Source organism: Nautilia lithotrophica (assembly GCF_054656815.1).
In genome coordinates this window covers 518,131-541,206 of the sequence record NZ_BAAHXN010000002.1, presented here as the reverse complement: position 1 = coordinate 541,206, position 23,076 = coordinate 518,131, and the positions used below count along the sequence as shown (strand labels likewise).

21 protein-coding genes are annotated in these 23,076 nt (G+C 31.6%); 7 read left to right on the top strand and 14 right to left on the bottom strand.

Translation table 11 applies throughout. The features are described 5' to 3' along the window. The first annotated feature begins 33 nt into the window (after positions 1 to 33). Positions 34 to 930, top strand: coding sequence for a methylenetetrahydrofolate reductase (locus ACYQ19_RS07390; RefSeq protein WP_459978793.1), 897 nt, complete (start codon positions 34 to 36; stop codon positions 928 to 930). Here the strand turns inward: ACYQ19_RS07390 and ACYQ19_RS07385 are convergent. From ACYQ19_RS07385 to ppk2, 14 genes are all read right to left on the bottom strand, one after another. Next, positions 927 to 1,814, bottom strand: a complete 888-nt coding sequence (locus tag ACYQ19_RS07385; RefSeq protein WP_459978792.1) for a hypothetical protein — start codon at positions 1,812 to 1,814, stop codon at positions 927 to 929. The genes ACYQ19_RS07390 and ACYQ19_RS07385 overlap by 4 nt on opposite strands. Before the next feature lie 2 nt (positions 1,815 to 1,816). Next, positions 1,817 to 2,407: a winged helix-turn-helix domain-containing protein gene (locus ACYQ19_RS07380; RefSeq protein WP_459978791.1), complete on the bottom strand. Its 591-nt coding sequence runs from the start codon at positions 2,405 to 2,407 to the stop codon at positions 1,817 to 1,819. Beyond that, positions 2,404 to 2,994 (bottom strand): tetratricopeptide repeat protein, encoded by a 591-nt coding sequence (locus ACYQ19_RS07375; protein WP_459978790.1) that lies wholly within the window; start codon positions 2,992 to 2,994, stop codon positions 2,404 to 2,406. The genes ACYQ19_RS07380 and ACYQ19_RS07375 overlap by 4 nt, the downstream gene beginning before the upstream one ends. After that, positions 2,969 to 4,987 carry an urea transporter gene (locus ACYQ19_RS07370; protein WP_459978789.1) on the bottom strand — a complete coding sequence of 673 codons (2,019 nt, stop codon included), beginning with the start codon at positions 4,985 to 4,987 and terminating at the stop codon, positions 2,969 to 2,971. Before ACYQ19_RS07370 ends, ACYQ19_RS07375 begins: the two co-directional genes overlap by 26 nt. A 2-nt stretch (positions 4,988 to 4,989) precedes the next feature. Then, a complete protein-coding gene (locus ACYQ19_RS07365) occupies positions 4,990 to 6,324 on the bottom strand; it encodes an alanine racemase (RefSeq protein ID WP_459978788.1) in 1,335 nt (444 codons plus the stop codon). Between the two features lie 14 nt (positions 6,325 to 6,338). Next, positions 6,339 to 7,349 (bottom strand): ATP-grasp domain-containing protein, encoded by a 1,011-nt coding sequence (locus tag ACYQ19_RS07360; RefSeq protein WP_459978787.1) that lies wholly within the window; start codon positions 7,347 to 7,349, stop codon positions 6,339 to 6,341. After that, positions 7,346 to 7,582 (bottom strand): PqqD family protein, encoded by a 237-nt coding sequence (locus ACYQ19_RS07355; RefSeq protein WP_459978786.1) that lies wholly within the window; start codon positions 7,580 to 7,582, stop codon positions 7,346 to 7,348. The genes ACYQ19_RS07360 and ACYQ19_RS07355 overlap by 4 nt, the downstream gene beginning before the upstream one ends. Positions 7,583 to 7,659: 77 nt before the next feature. Further along, entirely contained in the window at positions 7,660 to 9,777 is a 2,118-nt protein-coding gene (locus tag ACYQ19_RS07350) for a TRAP transporter permease (protein ID WP_459978785.1), read from the bottom strand. A 47-nt stretch (positions 9,778 to 9,824) separates the two neighbouring features. Further along, complete coding sequence (locus tag ACYQ19_RS07345) at positions 9,825 to 10,778, bottom strand: TAXI family TRAP transporter solute-binding subunit (RefSeq protein ID WP_459978784.1); 954 nt, start codon at positions 10,776 to 10,778, stop codon at positions 9,825 to 9,827. Between the two features lie 118 nt (positions 10,779 to 10,896). Beyond that, the gene (gene guaB / locus ACYQ19_RS07340) at positions 10,897 to 12,345 is read right to left on the bottom strand and encodes an IMP dehydrogenase (RefSeq protein ID WP_459978783.1); all 1,449 of its coding nucleotides are present in this window, start codon (positions 12,343 to 12,345) and stop codon (positions 10,897 to 10,899) included. Beyond that, the gene (gene gatA, locus ACYQ19_RS07335) at positions 12,342 to 13,697 is read right to left on the bottom strand and encodes an Asp-tRNA(Asn)/Glu-tRNA(Gln) amidotransferase subunit GatA (RefSeq protein WP_459978782.1); all 1,356 of its coding nucleotides are present in this window, start codon (positions 13,695 to 13,697) and stop codon (positions 12,342 to 12,344) included. Before gatA ends, guaB begins: the two co-directional genes overlap by 4 nt. Continuing rightward, positions 13,697 to 13,804 (bottom strand): glutamyl-tRNA amidotransferase, encoded by a 108-nt coding sequence (locus ACYQ19_RS07330; RefSeq protein ID WP_459978781.1) that lies wholly within the window; start codon positions 13,802 to 13,804, stop codon positions 13,697 to 13,699. The genes gatA and ACYQ19_RS07330 overlap by 1 nt, the downstream gene beginning before the upstream one ends. Next, positions 13,797 to 16,532, bottom strand: coding sequence for an isoleucine--tRNA ligase (gene ileS / locus ACYQ19_RS07325; protein WP_459978780.1), 2,736 nt, complete (start codon positions 16,530 to 16,532; stop codon positions 13,797 to 13,799). The genes ACYQ19_RS07330 and ileS overlap by 8 nt, the downstream gene beginning before the upstream one ends. Before the next feature lie 126 nt (positions 16,533 to 16,658). Further along, a complete protein-coding gene (ppk2, locus tag ACYQ19_RS07320; RefSeq protein WP_459978779.1) occupies positions 16,659 to 17,459 on the bottom strand; it encodes a polyphosphate kinase 2 in 801 nt (266 codons plus the stop codon). Between the two features lie 50 nt (positions 17,460 to 17,509). Between ppk2 and ACYQ19_RS07315 the strand changes: the two genes are divergently transcribed. Genes ACYQ19_RS07315 through ACYQ19_RS07290 form a run of 6 tightly spaced genes read left to right on the top strand, consistent with a single transcriptional unit; the run spans position 17,510 to position 22,970 of the window. Further along, positions 17,510 to 18,520 (top strand): CinA family protein, encoded by a 1,011-nt coding sequence (locus ACYQ19_RS07315; protein ID WP_459978778.1) that lies wholly within the window; start codon positions 17,510 to 17,512, stop codon positions 18,518 to 18,520. 15 nt (positions 18,521 to 18,535) lie between these two features. Beyond that, positions 18,536 to 19,552 carry a bifunctional 3,4-dihydroxy-2-butanone 4-phosphate synthase/GTP cyclohydrolase II gene (locus ACYQ19_RS07310; protein ID WP_459978777.1) on the top strand — a complete coding sequence of 339 codons (1,017 nt, stop codon included), beginning with the start codon at positions 18,536 to 18,538 and terminating at the stop codon, positions 19,550 to 19,552. Continuing rightward, positions 19,552 to 20,445 (top strand): ferrochelatase, encoded by an 894-nt coding sequence (hemH, locus tag ACYQ19_RS07305; RefSeq protein WP_459978776.1) that lies wholly within the window; start codon positions 19,552 to 19,554, stop codon positions 20,443 to 20,445. The genes ACYQ19_RS07310 and hemH overlap by 1 nt, the downstream gene beginning before the upstream one ends. Further along, positions 20,420 to 20,845 carry a D-aminoacyl-tRNA deacylase gene (gene dtd / locus ACYQ19_RS07300; RefSeq protein ID WP_459978775.1) on the top strand — a complete coding sequence of 142 codons (426 nt, stop codon included), beginning with the start codon at positions 20,420 to 20,422 and terminating at the stop codon, positions 20,843 to 20,845. Before hemH ends, dtd begins: the two co-directional genes overlap by 26 nt. Position 20,846: 1 nt before the next feature. Beyond that, entirely contained in the window at positions 20,847 to 21,251 is a 405-nt protein-coding gene (locus ACYQ19_RS07295; RefSeq protein ID WP_459978774.1) for a DUF2914 domain-containing protein, read from the top strand. 9 nt (positions 21,252 to 21,260) lie between these two features. Beyond that, positions 21,261 to 22,970, top strand: coding sequence for a mechanosensitive ion channel family protein (locus ACYQ19_RS07290; RefSeq protein WP_459978773.1), 1,710 nt, complete (start codon positions 21,261 to 21,263; stop codon positions 22,968 to 22,970). The last annotated feature ends 106 nt before the right edge of the window (positions 22,971 to 23,076 follow it).

Sequence of the window (23,076 nt, the reverse complement as noted above, 5' to 3'; positions counted from 1 at the left end):
TATCATTTCGTAATAATTTGGCAAAGGAAGTATATGTTAAAAGAAAAATTAAAAGATAAATATATAACACTGGAAACCACCCCGCCTAAATTGCCTACAGTTGATTTAATGATTGAAAAAATTAAAAAAAGTGAAGCTTACAGATATATTGACGGATTTTCTACAACCGACTGCCCATTAAGCAAATTAAAATATAACTCGATTATTGCGGCATTTAAATTACAGGAAAAATTTAAAAAACCTGTAATAGCCACAATGAGTATGAGAGATAGAAATAAAATAGCACTTCAAAGTGATTTATTAGGCGCAAATGATTTAGGGGTTACAAACATTTTAGCACTAACAGGTGACCCTGCAAATATGTCAGACCAGCCAAAAGCAAAGGCTGTTGTAGAAGGAAGCAGTATATTACTTTTAGAAATCATAAGAGCTTTTAACAACGGAATGGATTATGCGGGTAAAGAATTTAAAATAAAGCCAAAACCGATTACACCTTTTGCAGTTAGTAATTCTTATGCTAAAAATTTTGCGACTATTGAAAGAAAAATATTTAAAAAAGTTCAAAATTATGCAGTCGGGATTATTACACAACCGGTATATGATATTAGCATTGTTGAAAAATTACTTGAAATAAAACAAAAAATAACATCCCAGTTTCAAGACGAAAGAAAAGATGCCGAAATTATACTAGGCTTTTTTCCAATTACCAAACTAAAAACCGCTCAATTTTTACATGCACACGTTCCTGGAATTTATGTCCCTGAACAATGGATAGAAAAATTAATTAAAGCACATAAAATTAGCGAAGAGGAAGAATATAAAGTCGGTATGGAATTAAGCAGAAATTTATTTAATAAATTACTCAAAAAACATCCAAAAATACATATAATGACTGCTAACAGGTTCGAAATCGTTAAAGAGTTTTTTTAAAAATTATGTGTATAGTTAATTAAAAATGATGTCGAAGAAGCTTCATATCCTTGGGTTTCTTCAAAAACATCATATCCTATTTTAAAAGAAACAGAATCATTGGTATTTATTTTTTTAGAAATACCAAAAGAATAATTATATTTATATTCATCACCTAAATTATAAACTACAAAACCACCATCAGAAACTTTATATGCATTTTTTCCTAAACTTGCCTTAAGAGTTGTAACCCATGGACCTTTAAAATTTTGTAATTTAAAATCAAAATTGACGTAGTTATCTCTTGGTGCAGCATCAGATTTACTCAATTTTATAAAGTTAACTTTTCCTTCTACATAAAAAGAACCTATTTTTGAATAATAATTACCAAAATTGAAACCATATGATGGAGAAATTTGATATACATTTAAGTTTTCATAATTAGAGTAATAAAAATCCATATTTGCATTAAATTTAAGGTATTGATAATACATAAAGCCACCAAACAACACAAAATCATATGAATTATTATATTTTGTAGTTGTCGTTGTGGTGGATGGTCTCCACATATTTCCAGGTTGGTATTTTGTAATTGTTTCGGGATTACTTGAAAAAATGTTATGAATACCTACTTTGTATTTATAATTATTACCTTTAAAATAATGAAATGCTAATGTAAGATCAGTTTGTTTATAATCAGGAGTATCTTTATATTTTAATTTCATATATTCAGCGTCAATTTCAGTTTTATAAGGACTTTTAAAACTAGATAAATAAATACCTATAATAGAAGCATTATCTTTATTTGTATTTTTATCATAATTTAAATAACTAATATAAGGCGTAATATTTGAACAATAAGCAAATGAATATATTAATCCTACACTTATTATAAGTTTTTTCATTTTTACTCCTTAATTTTATATCCTAAATTTTTTTGATTTTCTATATCAATACCAAGTTTTCTAAGATGTGATATTAAAACTTTAATCGATGCTTCACTTTCTATACTATCACATTGCATTAATATATCTTCTTTGGAAAGATACATATTTTTGTTTTTTATTAATGTTTTTAAAAGTTCATTTTCAGCACTACTTAATTTTATTGGTTCAGAATTTATATATAATTCATTTGTATTAAAATTATATAATATATTCCCTTTTTTATATATCGTGGATTTGGATTTCAATATTTTTTTTTGTAAATATTCCAATCTAATAATTAACTTATCATACTCATGAGTTAAATAACAATAATCAGCCACTTCCAAAATTTTCTTATATATATAGCTATCGCAAAAAGTTGTTAAAAAAATCACTTTATAATTAATATAATCTTTAATATTTAAATATTCCGAATAATAGTCAAATGAAATAATCAACACATCAAATTTTTTATTAATTATTTTGTCATAAAAGTCATTTTCGTCTTTGGCATAATAAACATCAAATTTATTAAATTTTATCTCATAATTAACAAAACAAAGTATTCTCATTTACTCAAATACTCTTTTGCTGTTATATTATTAGGATCTAATATTAAAACATCTTCAAAAATTCTTTTAGCTTTATTTTTATCTTTTACGTAATATATTTCACCTAATTTAACCAAAAACAGAATACTTGTAGGATACAAACTCAACATTTTATTTGTTAAACTTAAAGCAGTATCATATTGTTTTTTATACATTAACGCTGTTATTTCATAATAATTTCCGTAATAATTATAATAATCCATTTTTAAAATTACATCCCCGACTTTTAAAGCATTATCATAATCACCGGCCGCAAGATATGTTCTCATTATTCCAAGTTTTGCCTCTATTGAATATGGTGCGACTAAAGATGCTTTTTTATAATGATCAAGTGCATTTTGATATTTTTTACTAAGATAAAACAGCCATCCAAGTCTTAAATTAAGTGTATATCCATTAGGATATTTATTATATACCGGAATTAAAACTTTTATAGCATCTTTATAATCACCCATTTTTTCATAATTATATGACTCGTAATATGCCTTTTTAATATCAATTGCAAATAACGACATTACGATACTAATTATTAAAATTATCTTTTTCATTAATTCTCCTTATTTCAAAATTATCAGTTTTAATTTTATCAAAACCTTTTTCGTAAAAAGAAAAAACAATTTCGCCAAATTTCGATTTAATTTTTAACATCTCTTTTTCATAAAAAACTTTTTTATCAAATAATTTAAAATTAAAAGGCAATAGCAGTTCAATTATAACCTTTTTAAATAAACCATATATAAACTGAGGTGGTAAAACATCGTAATATTCAACTTTTTTATTTATTAATGGAATTTTCGGTGCTAATTTAAAAATTTCTTTCAAAATACTTTCTTTTCCTTCATATTCATAAAAATAGAAAAGTTTTTCGTCAGCATAAAAGTAAAGTTTATTTTCACCATCAAAAAAATAAAATTCACCTTTTTCATTCATTTTTACAACTAATTCTAAACTAGATTTTTTATTTTTTTCAATAACTTCATATGTAAATTTATCATCCAAAATAAAAGTAAGTCTAAGTTTCATAGCTTTATCAATAGCTGTTGATTCTATAATTTCATCTTTTTTAGGTAGAGAATAGAAGTAAAGCTTATTTTCTTTAATATAATCAATAAATTTGAAAGGTATCGTTTCACTTCCTAAAATTCCATATTTTTGGACCTGGATATGAATATGAGGCTCTGGAGAATATCCGCTGTTACCACATTTCGCAATAATATCACCAACTTTAACATAATCACCTACTTTTACATTTATTGAATTTTGCATTAAATGTGAAATTTCTACAAAATATCCATAATCGCTTTTTATAATAATATAATTTCCCCAATTGTTATTTCTGTCAACATTACCAATAAAATTGTCCTGTAAATCATCTCTTTTTGCTATAACATAACCATTAACAGGTGCCACTACAGGTTTTCCAAAAGCATAATAATCTTCTAAAAAAAGTCCGTCATTTGCATACGTTTTACCATTCTTTTTTATTACAAAATCATATGCATATTTCCATTTTCCTTTATGTGTCCATTCGCCGTCAAAAGCCTGATATACACACCATTCACCGGTAAAAGGCAAATTTATTTTAATATCGTTTCCACCAAATCTATAAAAATTGCTAAGAAATGCTATAAGCGATTTTTCAGGCGTATCTTTTATATTGTAATTAAAGAATAAATACCCCATACTATACAAAATCATAATAAACAAAAGAGTAGTAAAATTAAATGGTAAAGTATACACGGGAAGTGCATATATATTAAAAAACACTTCCATCGCATCAATCAAAACAATAGATAAAAACACAGCTAAAAAAGCCAAAAGAAAATTTTTTATATTGGGTATTAAAAAAACACCCCCCAATGCCATGGCAATTAAAATATAATTAAAATTATATGGTGAATTTAACGCCTGAGAAAACGGCACAAAAAAAGAATGAAACCAGACACCTATCCAAAATCCTACAAAAGCCAATAAAAATAAAATTCTTGAGTAAATAAGAATTAACAAGCTTATTACAAATCCGGCAAATGAAAAAGGCAAAAAGAATATAGTTCCCATCGATTTAAAAAAAGCATCAAAAGGTAAATTCATATCAAATATTGCTTTTCTGTATAAAATGTTGCTTAAAAGCCCTGTATATTTAAGACTTGCAAGATAAAAAACCATGCTGACAACTGCAAATGGTAAGGATAAAAGTGGTAAAGAATATTTAACAAACACCCTATTAATACTAAAAGAAACCAAAAAAGTTAAAATGGATAGCATTATCGTAAGTAATATAGTAATAATGGTCACATCAAAAAAATATCCAACGCCCATTCCCACTAATAACGAATTATACAAATAAAACCCATATTTTAAATATTCATCCCTTACATTTATAAACTCGGCAAACAATATAGTTGATAAGATTGCTACTATTCCTAATATGCCAACACTAGGTAACAAAAATGAAAGAATAAAAAGAACTAACCCCGCTTTTATATCCCTCAAAAAAAGGATAGAAATATAAGGTTTAAAAATAAATTTTACTTTATCCAAATCTATCCTTTAAGATAATCAGGTATGATCTCTTTTTCTACAATATATTCTAAATCGTCAGCTTCTTTAATAACATGTGCATTTGAATTTTTATCTATTAATACAATTTTCGGTCTGTATCTAATAAATTGCATAGATTGGGTAACATTATAAGCACCAACCGGCCATATACTTAATACACTTCCTCTTTTAAGTGGCGGAAGCATTATATTTTCAGCAATTATATCAATATTCATACAAAGAGGACCATTTATTTGAGAAGGTTCGTTTAAACCTTCATATCTTTTATCTAAAGCTATATCAAAGTTATACCAAAAAGCGGTATATAATAAATTTACCCCGGCATCAACAATATAACTTTTTTTTCCATCAGGCATTCTTTTTGCGGCGAATACACTCGTTAATAAAAACCCCGCTTCATCAATTAAAGCCCTACCTGTTTCTAAATATAATTTTGGAAGTTTTCCTTTGTTATTTTCAAAAACCGCATTAGTAATAGCTTCAGCATACTCATCAGCACTCGGAACAATAACTTCAGGGGCCTGATATACGCCTTTTAACCTATTCTTGCTAGCAAATCCACCACCAATATCAATATACTCTATTTCGTAACCGAAATCTTTTTCGATTTTATTTTTGAGTTCGATTAATTTTTTTGTCTCGTTTGCATATGCGTTGGCACTTAACATAAAAGTCCCGATATGAGAATGTAGTCCCGTTAAATAAAGTTTTTTTCCTTCATAAATTCTTTTAATAGCATCATAAGCTTCACCATTATCAATATTAAATCCAAACCTGCTCCATTGTGGATAAACACCGGTATCCATATTACATCTGATTGCAACTGGAATTTCAATTTCCAATTCTTCAGCTATTTCTTCTAAATCATTAATTTCATACCAGTGATCGATATGAATTTTTGCACCTTCTTTTACAGCTGTTATTAAAGCCTCTTTTGGCTTATATGGGCCGTTAAAAATTATATTTTTTCCTTCTATTCCGAGTCTTCTTGCTTTTTGATATTCAAATTCACTTACTACTTCCGCTTTGCTTCCGAGTTTATGATATATTTTACAAATTGCATCCAGATAATTGGTTTTATAACTCCACCAAAATTCAACTTCTGGGTATCTGCTTGTAAAAGCGTTTTTAAATTCCATATATTTCTCTTCTATTATTCTTTCACTAAATACAAAAAGAGGCGAACCATATTTATTTACCAAATCATGAACATTAACACCATCTATTTCACTTCTTATTTTTTGTGTTTTGAGAGGACTTCCATATTTACTTGCCATTGCAAAATCAACTCTGTTTATTGTAGGTTTTTCATACATTTTAACTCCTTAATTTATATCTCTTTTTTAGAAATTAAAGCTGAAAATTTATTAAAATCAGCAATTGTTTCTTCTACATATCTAACATACATTTTCTCAACGGGATATTTAAAATTTTCTTTAACTTTTTGACCATTTATCAAATTAATCATAATTTTTGGCAAATTAATTCCAAGCATTGTCGCAAAATAAACCCATGCAGGAAATCTAGGATTTATCTCAATTAAATAAATGTCTTTTCCATCGCTCATTGCTTCAAATTCAAAAGCACCTTTCCACCCTATTGTTTCGACAAATTTTTTACTTGCATTAAATAAAGCATCATTTTTAATACTAATAGCACTCCATACTTTACCAAGTTCAGTTGTTGTAAGTTTTTTTATTCCGACACCCGCAATCAGTTTTTCACCATTACCAATTCCTACAAAATTTATTTCGTTTCCACTGATAACTTCCTGAACAAGTAAAGGGAACCCCCATTCATTGGAAATTTTATAATAATATTCAATTGCTTCATCCAGATTATATGCTTTATATGCTTTATAATAATTACCTTTCACCATTACCGGAAAACCGAGTTCTTTCGTCGCTTTTATCAAATCATCTAAAGATACGATCTCTATTGTTTTAGGATGTTTTACGCCAAGCTTTTTACTAAATTCAGGAAGTTTGCTTTTATCTCTCATTTCAAAGCATTCAAGACTAGGCAGATACGTTTTAATTCCGAGTTTTTCAATTTCTTTTTGATATTTAATATATAAAGGAAGTTCGGCATCTAAATTAGGAATTGCTATATCTATATTGGATTTGTTTTTAATTTCAGTTATTCTTTTTTTAAACTCATCATATCCTAAAGATGGATAAGGCATTAAATAAACTTTTTCAAATATACCTTGATAAATTCCAGGCTCATTCGGGTCATAACTTAATCCAATTAATTTATGTTCATCCATTAAACTCTTTGCAACTGGTATACCCGGAGCTGGATTATCGGTATTATTTAACCCACTTATCGCTATTTTCATTGAATTAGTCCGTAAACTTTAAGTTTTTGAAAAAAATCTTCTACATCAATATAAACATCTCTCCAATTAGCTCCGGTGTTTTCAGCAATTATTTTTACTATTTCATCTTTTGTTTTTCCCTGTTTTAATAAATCAATAATTTCTTTTGCCGTTTTATTTAATTGATAAGATGTTCCAAGAGATGGAATAAATGCCATATTGTTTTCATCAATAATCATTTCATTTAATAGCATAACAACTCCTCTTCAAGTTTTTTATAATTATAGTAATGGAAAGTTAATAAAAAGTAAACAGGAAAAAGAGAAAGGACTTAATTTTTTTGTGCTTTTTGCCACAAATAAATTAAAACCCAGATAGCAAAACCAATTCCATAAGAAACATATTCATTAGGAACTTTTAAGTATTCAACCATCAAATTCGGAAGCATAAATAGAGGCACTGCGGCTAAGAAAAGTAATCTTTGAATAATATTTGTATGCTTAATAAAATAACCTTGAGTTGCAGAAGAAAAACTAAACATACCAAGCATTGCCGTCACAAAAATCAGTGCAATTTTAAAAGGATCGCTTATAAAAGTAAATTCATTATAATCCCATTCGTTTACACCGCTAATTAACAGCATTTCCATATTGAAGAAAAACATAAAAGGAAGTATTGCCGTTCTTATATCATAAGCAAATCCTTGAAGCCCCGTTTTAATAGGATCCGATTTTGCAATCCCTGCAGCCGCATAAGCCGCTATACCTACAGGAGGCGTATCATCGGCCAAAATACCAAAATAAAACACAAATAAATGAGCTGCAATTGCCGGAATTAAAAATCCATTATCCTGAGCAAGCTGAAGCATTACAGGTGCAGTTAAAGATGCTACCACGATATAGTTTGCGGTTGTTGGAAGTCCCATTCCCAAAATTAACGAAATAAATGCAGTAAGCAGTAAAACAATTAAAATATTACCATTAGATAAAGTATCAATTACATCAAGTAGCACTTGTCCGATACCAGTTAAAGTAATACTTCCTACTACTATACCTGCAAGGGCCGTTGCCAACGCAATAGGAACCATGTTTCTGGCACCTGCAACCATACCATGGAAAATATCTATAAAACCTTGCGTAAAGTCTTCTTTAATAAGTTTCCTTTTAGCAATAAACAAAGCGTAAAATGGATACTGAATCACCATAATAACCATCAAAAGCCAAATTGCACTAAATGCCGCCATCTGAGCAGATTGTCTAAGGACAATTAAAACATACATTAAATATATAACAGGAATAAGATAATGAAGCCCGCTTATAAATGTTTTAAGTTTTGGGGGCAGGTTTTTAGGATCTTCGCCTTTTAATCCCAGTTTTTTACTTTCAAGATGAACGATATATAAAAGTCCGAGATAGCTGACAATTGCCGGAATTGCCGCGGCAATTATAACATCGGTATATGCAAGGCCTAAAAATTCAGCAATAATAAACGCCGCAGCACCCATAACTGGCGGCATTAATTGACCATTTGTCGATGCTGCTACTTCAACTGCCGCTGCTTTTTCTGCAGGAAATCCCGCTTTTTTCATAAGAGGTATGGTAAAAACTCCGGTAGTTACAACATTTGCGGTAGAACTTCCGCTGATAATACCTGTCAGTCCGCTTGCAACAACACTCGCTTTTGCAGGACCTCCTGAATATTTACCAAGCATAGCATAAGCAAGCTTTATAAAATATTCCCCTGCTCCGGCTCTTTCAAGCAAAGCACCAAAAAGAACAAATAAGAATACAAATCCGGCTGAAACACCTAATGGAACACCATAAATTCCTTCAGTAGTTAAATACATCTGAGCCATTATTTTTTCAATTGAAGCACCTTTGTGGGAAATGAGTTCAGGCAGATACTGACCAAATTTATCATAAAGCAAAAAAACAATTGCCACTATACTTAAAGCAATACCTATAACCCTTCTTCCGGCTTCTAAAAGAATAATCATAAAAACAACACCTATTGCTATATCTCTAAATAGATAATCCCCCGGACGATTTGAAAGCCCTACATAATCAATTGCAATGTATGCCGCTCCAAATCCGCCTACAATAGCTAAAATCCAATCCCACCACTGCACATTTTTTAAAAATTTAGGTTTTTTGATAACAGGATAAATTAAAAAAGCTAAAACTATAGCAAATGCCAGGTGTATACTTCTTACAATCGTAGAGTTAACGGGAAAATAACTTACATAAAGCTGATAAATTGACCAGCTGAATGCAATAAGAGCTATTAACCAATATAGAGGCCCGCTTTTAAAATTTCTCTGACCTTCTAACTCGGTTAATATCTCTTCTTCAAGATCTTTATCGATTTTACCCGTTTCGGCTTCTTTTTCTATCTCATCAATTTCTTTTTCAAGTTCTTCATTTATTTTAAACATTTCAGGTTTTGACATTTTACTCCTTTATATTTAATTATAAGACCCCATAAGGGGAAAAAGAATTATAGAAGTCCTGCTTCTTTAAATGCTTTAACGGCACCTGGGTGCATAATTTTATGATCGAAACCTTTTAAAAGATCTTTTTTAGTTAAATTTTTATATGCAGGGTGCATTTTTTTGAATTTGTCGAAGTTATCAAGAATAGCTTTTGTTAAATAATAAACTGTTTTATTATCCATTTTGTCACTTGTTACTAAAATAGCTTTAACCCCGTAAGTTTTTGTAGGATGATTTACACCTTTATACATTCCGGCAGGAATTACTCCCCAAGCATAATAAGGTTTTTCAGCTACTAGTTTTTGAGCCGCAGGAACGTTATCAAGTGAAATTAAATCAATTGATGTAGAGTTTGCCGCATCTTTGATGTTAGCAGTTGGGTGTCCAACCATATAAAAATATCCGTCAATTTTTTTATCTTTAAGAGCGTTTGGACATTCTGCAGCTTTTAACTGCTCTACTTTTAATTGATTAAGATTAATTTTTTTACATGCGCTAAAAAGCGTTTTCACAGCAGCTTCGTTACCGCTTCCAGGGTTTCCGATATTGATTCTGTGACCTTTTAGATCAAAGAAGTTTTTAATTCCGCTGTCTTTTCTTACTACAAGTGTAAGAAGTTCAGGGTGAATTGACATTACTACTCTTTCACCTTTGAAAGGTTTACCCTCAAATTTACCTTCACCATTATAAGCTTGATAAACAACATCTGATTGAGCTATACCAAAATCAAGCTCACCTTTTCTAATAGCATTTATGTTATAAACACTACCACCTGTGCTTTCTACGGTGCATTTTACACCTGTAGTTTTTTTCATTTTGTTCATAATTCTACAAATGGCACCACCTGTTGGGTAGTAAACACCTGTAACCCCACCTGTTCCGATTGTAATATATTGATAAGCCATTGCACTTGTAGCAAGAACTGCCGCACTTACCATACCTACTAGAAATTTCTTCATACACACTCCTTTTTTTAATTTTTACAAAGTCTATAAATTATACCAAAATTTATCTTATTTTTAAGTTTATTTTAAGAGATAATTAATATTTATAAGGGAGAAAAGAAAAAGTTATAATTTATTGATGATAATTTGGTGCTTCTTTTGTAATTGTTACATCATGAACATGAGATTCTTTTAATCCAGCACTTGTAATTTCTACAAATTCGGCATTTTCCCAAAATGTTGGAATATCTTTTGCACCGCAGTATCCCATAGAAGCTCTGAGTCCACCGATTAATTGATGAACAACATCTGCAATTTTACCTCTGTAAGGCACCATTCCTTCAATACCTTCCGGAACAAGTTTATCTGCAGCAGTTCCTTCTTGGAAATATCTATCATTACTTCCTTTTTGCATTGCACCGATACTTCCCATACCTCTATATGCTTTATATTGTCTTCCCTGATACATAATGGTTTCACCAGGACTCTCTTCTGTTCCGGCAAGTAGGCTTCCGATCATAACACTGCTTGCACCCACTGCAAGTGCTTTTGCAATGTCGCCTGAATATTTAATACCCCCGTCCGCAATAATCGGAACGCCATATTTTGCACCTTCTCTTGCACATTCGTCAATTGCGCTTATTTGAGGAACCCCTACACCAGCTACGATTCTTGTTGTGCATATACTTCCAGGACCGATTCCTACTTTAACAGCATCTGCACCCGCTTCAATCAACGCTCTTGTAGCTTCGGCTGTTGCAACATTTCCACCTACTACATCTACGTCAAATCTTTCTTTAATAGCTTTTACAACATCCAAAATACCCTGCGAATGCCCGTGAGCAGAATCTACAACAATTACATCAACACCCGCACCAACTAAAGCAGCCGCTCTTTCAACTCCGTTTCCTACACCTACAGCCGCTGCAACTCTGAGTCTGCCGAATTTATCTTTATTAGCGTTTGGATAAGTTTTTTTCTTTTGAATATCCTTAATTGTAATAAGACCTTTTAAATAACCCTGATCATCAACAATAGGAAGTTTTTCAATTTTATGCTGATGAAGAATGTCTTCTGCTTCATCAAGTGAAATACCCTCTTTTGCTGTAATTAAAGGCATTGGTGTCATTAAATCTTTTACAAATCTTGTTGTGTTTTTTTCAAATCTAAGATCTCTATTAGTAAGAATACCCACTAATTTACCATCTCTGTCAACTACAGGCACACCCGAAATTCTATAAGTTGCCATAATATCAAGAGCCTTTGCAATAGTATCATCAGGGAATACTTTTACAGGATCGATAATAATTCCGCTTTCACTTTTTTTAACTTTTTCTACTTCTTTTGCCTGTGTTTCAATATCCATGTTTTTATGGATTACGCCGATTCCACCAAGTCTTGCAATAGCTATAGCCGCTCTTGCTTCCGTTACTGTATCCATTGCTGCGGATACCAATGGAATATTTAAGCTAACGTTTCTTGTAAATTTAGTAGTCAAATCAACATCTTTTGGTAATACGTTTGAATATTTAGGGACTAATAAAACGTCTTCGAATGTCAGTGCTTTGTATTTTATTCTCATTTGCTTTCCTTTACTAAATTTTCAACTATTTTCGCTCCATCAAACAATGTCTGCTCGTCAAAATGTTTAGCTATAAGCTGAAGTCCGATTGGCATATTATTTTTATCTTTTCCTACAGGAAGTGAAATAGCTGGAACTCCCGCAAGGTTTACGCTGATGGTGTATATGTCGCTTAGATACATCTCAAGAGGGTCTTTTTTGCTTCCAAATTCAAATGCAGTTGTCGGCGTTACGGGAGTTAGAACCAAATCAGCTTCAGCAAAAAGTTTGTCAAATTCATTTTTGATTAAATGTCTTACTTTTTGTGCTTTTAAATAATAAGCGTCGTAATATCCACTTGAAAGAACGAAAGTTCCAAGCATAATTCTTCTTTTTACTTCATCACCAAACTGAGCTCTTGTTAATTTGTATGTTTCTTTCAGATCTTTTCCTTCAATTCTGTTTCCGTATCTCATACCATCAAACCTTGCAAGGTTTGAGCTCGCTTCCGCAGTAGCAACCACGTAATAAGTTGCAACGTCATATTTTGAGTTCATTAGAGTTTTATGAATGATAGTATGTCCTTCTTTTTCAAGCTCTGTGATAATATCATTAAGTCTTTTTTTAATATCCTCATCAGCTTCATCGATATAATTATCAATTACGGCAATTTTAAGCTTTCTGTTTTCGTTAATTTCTATTTTTTTATTCTCAACCGGTGCTGACGTTGAATCTTTTGGATCATGCCCTGCAATAATATTGTATAAAATAGCTGCGTCTTCCACGTTTTGTGTAATAGGCCCTATTTGATCAAGTGAGCTTGAAAACGCCACAAGTCCAAGTCTGCTAACTCTCCCATACGTAGGTTTCATTCCAACAACCCCGCAAAACGCTGCAGGCTGTCTGATAGATCCACCAGTATCACTTCCAAGTGCTGCAACTGCAAGTCCGGCACCAACTACAGCGGCACTACCACCACTGCTTCCCCCCGGAACTCTATTTGTATCATGCGGGTTTAAAGTTTTACCATAATAGCTTGTTTCAGTAGAACTTCCCATAGCAAATTCATCCATATTACATCTACCATAAGGACTTAGTCCCGCTTCAAGCATTTTATCAATTACAGTTGCGTTATAAGGGCTCACATATCCTTGTAGGATTTTAGAAGAACATGTAACTTCCCAACCTTTTACGTTAATGTTATCTTTAATTGCGATAGGAACACCATCACCCATTTCACTTAGATCTTTACCTAAAAACTGCTCAACATATCCGCCAAGCTCTTTGTTTTCTTTTGCTTTTTTATTAATTTCTGTTTTTAAATCTTTTAATTCTTCTTTTGACAATTTTAGTGCTTCTTTAAGTGTTATCATTAAAAATCTCCTTTTATACTTTTAAGCCATCTATAAACTATGTAGCTTATTGCCACTATAATAATAATATTTAAAATTATAAACCAAAACGGAACAGGTTTATCCATTTATTGCCTTTTCACATCTATCACACAATGCACCTTCTTCTTTAGCCAAATATCTCCAACATCTTGGACATTTATGTAAAGGTGAGCGTTTAATTTTTATAACAAACTGCTCATCACTTATATGGAATTCATCTAAAACATCACCTTCAATCTCATCACCGATTAAACTTACTACAAAAAAGTCGGCCATTTCATCAACCAATAATTTATCATAATTTGTTTCAATTGCAAGCTCGAGTGTATCTTTTATAACTTTTTCTTTTTTGAGTTTGTCCACAATTTCAAAAAATCTTCTTCTGATTTCCAAAATTTCATCATCAATCGGATTTTCCACGGCTGTAAGAGGTGTATATACAAAATCAAACACGTCTTTTGCATCTTCTTTTATAACTTTAGGCGCGTGTTCAACCGCTTCATCCATCGTATATGTTAATACCGGTGCAAGCAGTGAAATAAGCTCTTTCACAATCACTGCCATTGTGCTTTGAGAATTTCTTCTCTTTTCGGAATTTAAAGGCTCACAATAGAGTCTATCTTTACATACGTCCATATAAATCGCACTGAGCTCTGTAACAATGAAGTTATTTAAAATATTAAACGCTTTTGAAAAATCGTATTTACCAAAAAGTGCAACCACTTCATCAAATACTTCTTTGCTTCTTGCCAAAATCCATCTGTCAATCATAGAAGGGTTTGTAAGTTTAATCTCTTCCAAATCGTTTACGTTTGCAAGTAAAAATCTTATTGTATTTCTTATTTTTCTATATTGTTCCGCAACTTGTTTTAAAATTCCGTCACTGATTTTAATATCTCCGCTGTAATCGCTCGTAGCAACCCAAAGTCTTAAAATTTCGGTTCCGAATTTTTTAGAAACTTCCTGAGGAGCTACGACATTACCTTTAGACTTACTCATTTTTTCACCCTTTTCATCTACGGTGAATCCGTGAGTAAGTATTGATTTATAAGGAGCTCTTTCCTCAATAGAAGTTGACACAAGAAGTGAGCTTTGGAACCATCCCCTGTGCTGATCACTTCCTTCAAGATACATATCCGCAGGATATTCACCTGCATCATAAGGTCCGTTTTTAAGAACGGCAAACCAAGTTGATCCGCTGTCAAACCATACGTCTAAAATATCGTTTACTTTTTCAAGTTTCGAAGCCAAATCTTTTTTATTTTCAGGAAGCAGCTCTTCAATGCTTAAATCATACCAAGCATCAGCGCCTTTAACCTTAAATATTTCATAAATATTTTCGATAATTTCATCATCGATAATAAGTTCGCCCGTATCTTTGTTTCTGAAAAATGCAATAGGAACACCCCAGTCTCTCTGGCGGCTTATACACCAGTCAGGTCTGTTTGCAACCATTGTGCTTAGTCTATTTTTACCTGATTTAGGAGTGAACTCGACTTTTTCTATTTCACTAAGAGCTCTGTTTCTTAGCGTATTTCCGTTTACTTCTTTATCCATTGCGATAAAAAACTGCTTAGTAGCTCTGAAAATTACCGGATTATGGCATCTCCAGCAGTGCGGATAGCTGTGCGTAAATTTAGATACTTTAACCAGGCTATCACCTAAAAGATCTAAAATTTTAGGATTTGCCTCAAATATATGCATACCTTTAAACTCTTCAGGCAGTAACTTTTCAGTTACGATTAAGTTAGAGTATTTACCTTCATCATCCACGGGCTGCAATATTTCACCAAATCCGTATTTGAGCCATACTCTGTAGTCTTCCTCACCGTGCCCCGGAGCCGTATGGACACATCCTGTCCCTCCGTCCATCGTTACGTGTTCACCAAGGATAATTACTGATTCTCTTCCGTTTAGAGGATTTATTGCTTTTAAGTTTTCAAGATCTTTTGCATCAAACTCTTTTACAATTTCACCGCTTACTACCTCAGCTTCTTTTAGATTTTCATACAGCTCTTTTGCTACAATTTTTCCATCTTCACTTAAAACATATTTCTCTTCCGGATTTAGAGCAATTCCCATATTTGCAGGAAGTGTCCAAGGAGTTGTTGTCCAGATCACAATGCTTGCGTTATTTATTCCGAGTTTATTTTTAGCTTCCTCACTTAAAGGAAACGCAACATAAATTGAATAGTCTTCTTTATCTTCATATTCAACTTCTGCTTCTGCAAGTGCGGTTTTATCGTGCATACACCAAAATACCGGCTTGCTTCTTTCTACCAAAAGACCTTTTTTTGCAATTTCAGCCAAAGCTTTATAAATATTCGCTTCAAATTCAAAATCCATAGTTTTATACGGATTATCCCAATCCCCTATCACTCCAAGATTTTGAAACTCTTCTTTTTGAATTTCAATAAATTTAGCGGCGTGTTCTCGGCAAAGTTCTCTTACTTTACTCTTAGGAAGACTTTCTTTCTTTTCACGACCTATTTTCTTTTCAACCTGCTGCTCAATAGGAAGCCCATGGCAGTCCCATCCCGGAGTATATCGAACGTCAAAGCCCTGAAAATAGTAATATTTAACAATTATATCTTTTAAAATTTTATTAAGAGCATGTCCTATATGAATATGCCCGTTTGCATACGGAGGTCCGTCATGAAGATTGAATTTATCGTTTCCTTTTCTATTTTGTTTCATTCTTTCATATACATTTTCGCTGAACCATTTTTTGTATTTTTTAGGCTCGTTTTGAGGAAGATTTCCACGCATCGGAAAGGTGGTTTTAGGCAAAAGAAGAGTATCTTTATAATCCATTGAGGTTTTCCTTTTTTGCAAGGTATTATACCAAAAAAAGTAGTTAAGTTGTGTAGTTGTTAAGTTGTGAAGAAAAACATTTCAAAATTTCCTTCACAACTTATCTACTTACCTACTTCACAGCTTCTACTCAATGTGTGAAACAACCTTGACTATTTCAGGGTCCGCTTCATAAAAATACTCTTTTTCATCATATTCAAACTGAGAAAGTAAATCCCTGATTACATTTATTCTGGCCCTTTTTTTATCGTTTGCATCTACAATAACCCATGGTGCGTAAGGCGTAGATGTAGCTGCAAACATATCTTCTTTGTATTTTTGATAATCATCATAATGCTTGTAACTTTTCCAGTCAAGAGTTGAAAGTTTCCATTTTTTAAGAGGGTCTGTTTCTCTTTTTTTGAGTCTTTTATACTGCTCTTCTTTTGTAATATCAAGATAATATTTAAAAAATTTAATCCCGTCATCCACTATCATTTCTTCAAATCTCGGAGCCTGTCTTATAAATTTAAGATATTCTTCATGTGTGCAAAAACCCATTACAATCTCAACCCCAGCCCGATTATACCAGCTTCTGTTGAAAAACACCATCTCTCCCCCAGCCGGAAAATGAGGCACATACCTTTGAAAATACCACTCGCTTTTTTCCCTGTCGCTTGGTTTGTCAAGTGCCACACTTCTTGCAAATCTCGGATTTAAGTATTCAAGAATTCTTTTTATTGTCCCGTCTTTACCGGCTGTATCCACCCCCTCAAATACAACCAAAAGTCTTTTATTTTGTAATTTTAACCATGTTTGCAGTTTTACAAGTTCGATTTGAAGTTTTAAAAGCTCTTTTTGATAAAACTTTTCTTTCATTTTCCCATTTTTTTTAAAAACCTTGTCTTTTGGCAACTGATATTCAGGCAGATCTTTTTTCTTTTTCATATTGTCCCCTTTTTGATACAATATCCTTAATTATATCACAAAGGACTGAAATGGAAATTTTATTTGTCGGAAGAGAGTGGAAATTTAAAAAGGCATTAAAAGAAGAATTGTTAAAAGTTATTGATTACAACTCAATCAGATATATAGATACGTTTGATATAGAATTCCAACCATCACAGGAAACATTAATCGTAACAAACAAAAAAACATACCCGCTCGTTGCAAGAATTCTGGCCAATCTTACAAACCAGCAGCTAGTAGTAAAAGATGATTTTTTAATTCCGGAAAAAGCAAAATATACAAAAAACAGCTTTTTAATAGAATACTTACATCCGTTAAACGTTATTCTGTTAGAAGACAAAATTCCGGAAATTTTTATTATCACACCCGAATATGAAAGTATTAATGTTTTCAAATTCGACAAAGACACAACCATGATGTTTTTAGAGCCTATTTTTAATGCACATAAATTAAATTACACAATTATTGAACATGAAGGCGGATTTATAGAAATAGTCACTGAAACACTTGAAGATATTGTCAAAAAAGAGATTTTAAACGTAATTCCGACAGTTGTTTTCGGAAATCTTTTCGAACATATCGTAAACAATTTGCCTCCGAAAAAAATCACATTTGCAGAAAGCTGCACCGGAGGACTTATTGCCAGCCATCTTACAAAAATAAGCGGTTCAAGCAACTGCTTTGACGGAAGTGTAGTTACTTATGCCAACAGAATTAAACACGAATGGCTAGGTGTGGAAGAAATAACTCTTGAAAAATACGGAGCGGTTAGCGAACAGACTGTTAAAGAAATGCTTTTAGGTGCCATTGAAATCAGCAAAGCCGACTACGCATTGGCAGTAAGCGGTATTGCAGGGCCTACCGGCGGCACACCTCAAAAACCAGTCGGAACGGTATTTGTTGGTGTAGCTGACAGAAAAAACCTTAAAGTTGAAGAGTTTCATTTTAAGGGTGAAAGAAATTATATTCAATTTCAGGCCATGATGAATGCAATTAGAATGTTTATCACTTTTAGCGGTTTATATAGTAAAATTCCATAAAAAAGGTGCTGTTATATGCCAAATTCTATTGAAAGAGTAAAAAAAGCAATAAAAGAGATTCAAAAAGGCAATATTATTATTATGATTGACGATGAAGACAGGGAAAACGAAGGCGACCTGGTTTATGCCGGTGTTTTTTCCACACCTGAAAAAGTTAATTTCCTCGCCAAAGAAGGCCGTGGGCTTATATGTGTAAGTATTACAAATGAAATTGCTAACAGACTGGACTTAAAACCGATGGTGGATTCAAATAAAGAAAGTTTTTCCACTGCATTTACAATAAGCGTGGATGCTAAAGAATGCACAACGGGAATAAGTGCGTTTGAAAGAGATTTAACAATTAAAAAATTATCATCGCCAACCAGCAGGCCTGATGATTTTGTAAAACCGGGGCATATTTTTCCTCTTGTCGCAAAAGAAGGAGGAGTGCTTGTTCGCACAGGTCATACGGAAGGAAGCGTTGATATCTGTAAATTAGCGGGTGTATATCCGAGCGCCGTAATATGTGAAATTATGAATGAAGACGGCACAATGGCAAGAAGAAAAGATTTAGCCGATTTTGCTAAAAAACATAATTTGGCCGTTGTCTATATATCAGACATAGTTGAATACAGACTTCAGTTTGAGACTTTGATTAAAAAAGAAAAAGAAGAAACTTTGGAAATAGATGGTGTTAAATTTAAAAAAATACAATTTGTCGACCACTTAAACCACAGACATTATGTTTTAGCAAATAATCCTAAAAAAACCACAAATGTCAAATTTTACAAAGTTACAAAAAATGTGGATTTTCTTTTAAATAGTGAAATTTTAAAAGAATATGAAAAAATTCTCGACTACATTAAATACAACGGCGGAGTGATTATTTTTATAGACTCCGAATCAAAAGAAGCCGAAAAAGAGTATGGTATCGGTGCACAGATATTAAAAGCTCTGGGTATTCAAAACCTGAATCTTTTCAGCAGACACAAAAATGAATTTAACGCCCTAAAAGGTTTCGGAATAAATATAAACAAATATGTGGAGGTATAATGAAAGCGATAATTTTACTTAATATGGGTGGAGCCAGAAACGCTGATGAACTTAAAGAGTTTTTATACAATATGTTTAAAGACAAAAGAATAATCTCATCTCCTATAAGACATTTTTTAGCGCCTCTTATTTCAAATCTCAGATATAAAAAAGTATGGGAAAATTATGAAAGTATAGGAGGAAGCAGAATTTATGATTTAACCCAAAAGCTTTGTGATAATATGAAAAATTATGCTAACTGCGATGTTATTTATGCCATGCGTTATACCAAACCGAAACTTAGAGATGTTATCGAAAAATATGATGAAGTGATACTTTTACCGCTTTATCCGCATTACTCTTTTACAACATATGAAAGTTCACTTGATGAATTGAAAGAAATAGATTTTAAAGGAAAAATCAGTATTGTCAAACCTTTTTTTGAAGATGAAAGGTTTAATGAAATAATTAAAGAAAATATATTAAAAAACATCGAAAATCCTAAAGAGTGGCATCTGATATTTTCTGCCCACGGCCTTCCGAAAAAAATGATTGATAAAGGTGACAAATATCAAGAACATATCGAAAAACATGTAAATATTTTAAAAGAAATGCTTCCCGGGTTTAAATCAATAAATCTTGCATATCAGTCAAGATTCGGTTTTGCCGAGTGGCTTAAACCTTATCTTCATGAAGAACTTGAAAAATTTAAAAACGAAAAAGTCCTGATTTATCCTATTTCGTTTATGATCGACAACAGCGAGACTGATTTGGAACTGAAAGTGGAATATAAACATCTGGCCGATGAAATCGGAATAAAAGAGTATAAAGTCGTAGAATGTCCGAATGATAGTGAAAAAGTGGCGAAATTTTTAGTGGAGCTTGCTGATGAAAGCGATTCTTCAAAGAGTTAAACACTCAAGTGTAAGCGTCGATGGAAGACTTGTAAATAAAATTGATTCGGGTCTTAATGTCTTAATCGGATTTGAAAAAGACGACAATGATGAAAAACTTAAAAAAATGGCAAAAAAAATTGCCTCTTTAAGAATATTCGGTGAAAGGTTTGAAAAAAGTGTTACGGATATAAAAGGTGAAATCCTCTTAATTCCAAACTTCACCATACCTGCTATCACAAAAAAAGGCACGCGTCCAAATTTTCAAAATTCAATGCCACCAGACGAAGCAAAAAATTTTTATGATAAAATGATAAACGAACTAAATCAATATGTTCCTACAAAAAACGGCGTATTTGGTGCAATGATGGAAGTTGATATTATAAACGACGGCCCTGTAACCATTATATTGGAGGTTTAAAATGAAAAAAGTTTTATTGATTTTTGTTTTATTTATCAGCTTATTCGGATACGATGTAAAGGAATTTGTAACATGTAAAGATGTTCAAAATTTAACACCGGTAGAAATTACAAATGTTTTTACAACAAAAGACAAAAAAGTGTATGCATTTGCATATTTTACAGACATTGAAGAAAATTCATTAATTGATTTTGTTTGGGAAAAAGAAGTAAACGGCGTATGGAAACTTTATGCAGATATTCAGCTTCCGATTTTCGCAGGGGTTAGATGGAGAACGTATTCCAACATTACAATCAGACCTTTTTTTACTGGAAAATGGAGAGTAAGTATAGTAGAAGGTAATGATACAATAGACACTAAAGAATTTTATATAAAAGATTCAAACACTACCTTACAAAAAAATTAAGGATATAATTTGAGATTGTTATTTATTTTATTATTTACAATAAATATTTATGCTTCATCATTAAACGATATTATCAAAGAGATTCCTAAAAATTCGCCAAACTATTCATTTGCTAAAATCTTAATTTTAAAAATAAACACGTTAAAATTTAAACAGCCTGAAATAAATCTCAACCCGTTAAATGAAGAAGAATATATAAATTCAATTTACAGATTAATTGACTTATTGACATTAATGAACACTCTTCCAAAAAGCATTAGCGAATTGCAAGACAAAATATCTATTTTACAAAATCAAAATGACCCTATTTCCAAAATCCAATTAATCTATTTTCAAAAATTACTCGATATTCAAAACAATACACTGGATTTTTTAAACAACCATTTCAATATTTTTGAAAAAAAACTTTTTAAACAATTAAGTTTAATAACTTTTAATATAAAAAGCGCCAAAAAAAATATAACCTCTATTCAAAAACAATTATTAAACAACCAACAAAAACTTGAAAAACTAAAAATAAACCTTCAAAAATGGCTACTCTTAAATGACAAATCAAACATTGATATAACACAAAGTCTTATAAATTTAACACTTGAACAAAGAAAAGAAATTTATAAAAATTTATTTAAAAACCAACTGATAATCTGGTTAAATGAAATTAAAGAAAAAGACAAAAACGCTTTCAAAACCGACGATAAACTTTTGGATTATGCAAAAAAAATTGATGCCAATTTTTATAACTCAACGAACCAAATAGTAATTGATTTTGAAAAGTTTGCTTTTGGCGCTAAAGTATTTGTTTACGGAGCAAAAAAAGAACTTGAAATATTTACTCAAAAAACCATAAACATCATAAATTACCCTATTTTTAAAGTCGGAAACAGAACAATTACCCCTCTTAATTTTGCAATTTTTATATTAGTGTTGGTAATTGGATGGTTTATAGGCAAATATTACAAATACCTTATTTACAAACTAAGACATAAAAAAAATATTTCTTATTCAACTGCAACTTTACTAGCCAATATGGGTTATTACACGATTTTAACTTTATCATTTTTAATAGCGTTAAAAGTTGTGGGGCTTGATTTAAGTTCTCTTGCAATAATTGCCGGTGCACTATCCGTTGGAATAGGTTTTGGATTACAGAATGTCGTAAGCAATTTCGTAAGCGGCATAATTTTGATGTTTGAAAGAACGATAAAAGTTGGAGACTACATACAAATAGACCAGGATACAAGAGGAGAAGTTGTAGATATTTCAATGCGTTCTACAATAATCAGAACAAATGACAACATAAACTTAATAATCCCTAATCAGTCATTTATTCAAAATAATGTAATCAATTGGACACTTGGCGATGATATCGTCAGATTCAGAGTGCCTTTTGGCGTAGCATACGGAACTGATATAGACAAAGTAGAAAAAGTTGTATTAGGTGCAATTAACAATTCACATTTGCCGTTTATTAAAAAACATCCTACACTTGATGTCACACCGCTTGTGGTTTTTATGGAAATGGCTGATAGTAGTCTTAATTTTGAATTATTCGTATGGGTAAAAGGCGAATATGCAAGACGTCCAAGAAGGACAAGAAGCGAATTTCTAAAAGTAATATATCAAGCGTTAAATAAAGCCGGAATAAGCATTCCTTTCCCTCAGCAGGATCTGCATATAAAAGATTCGGTCCCATTTGAAATTACAATTAAAAAACAATAAAAAATACGAATATTCAAGCGGATCTTTTATTTGGCTTAACATATAAATTGTTCTATTTCTATACTCATATTACATTTAAATAATAATACGGATCAAAACTATAAAA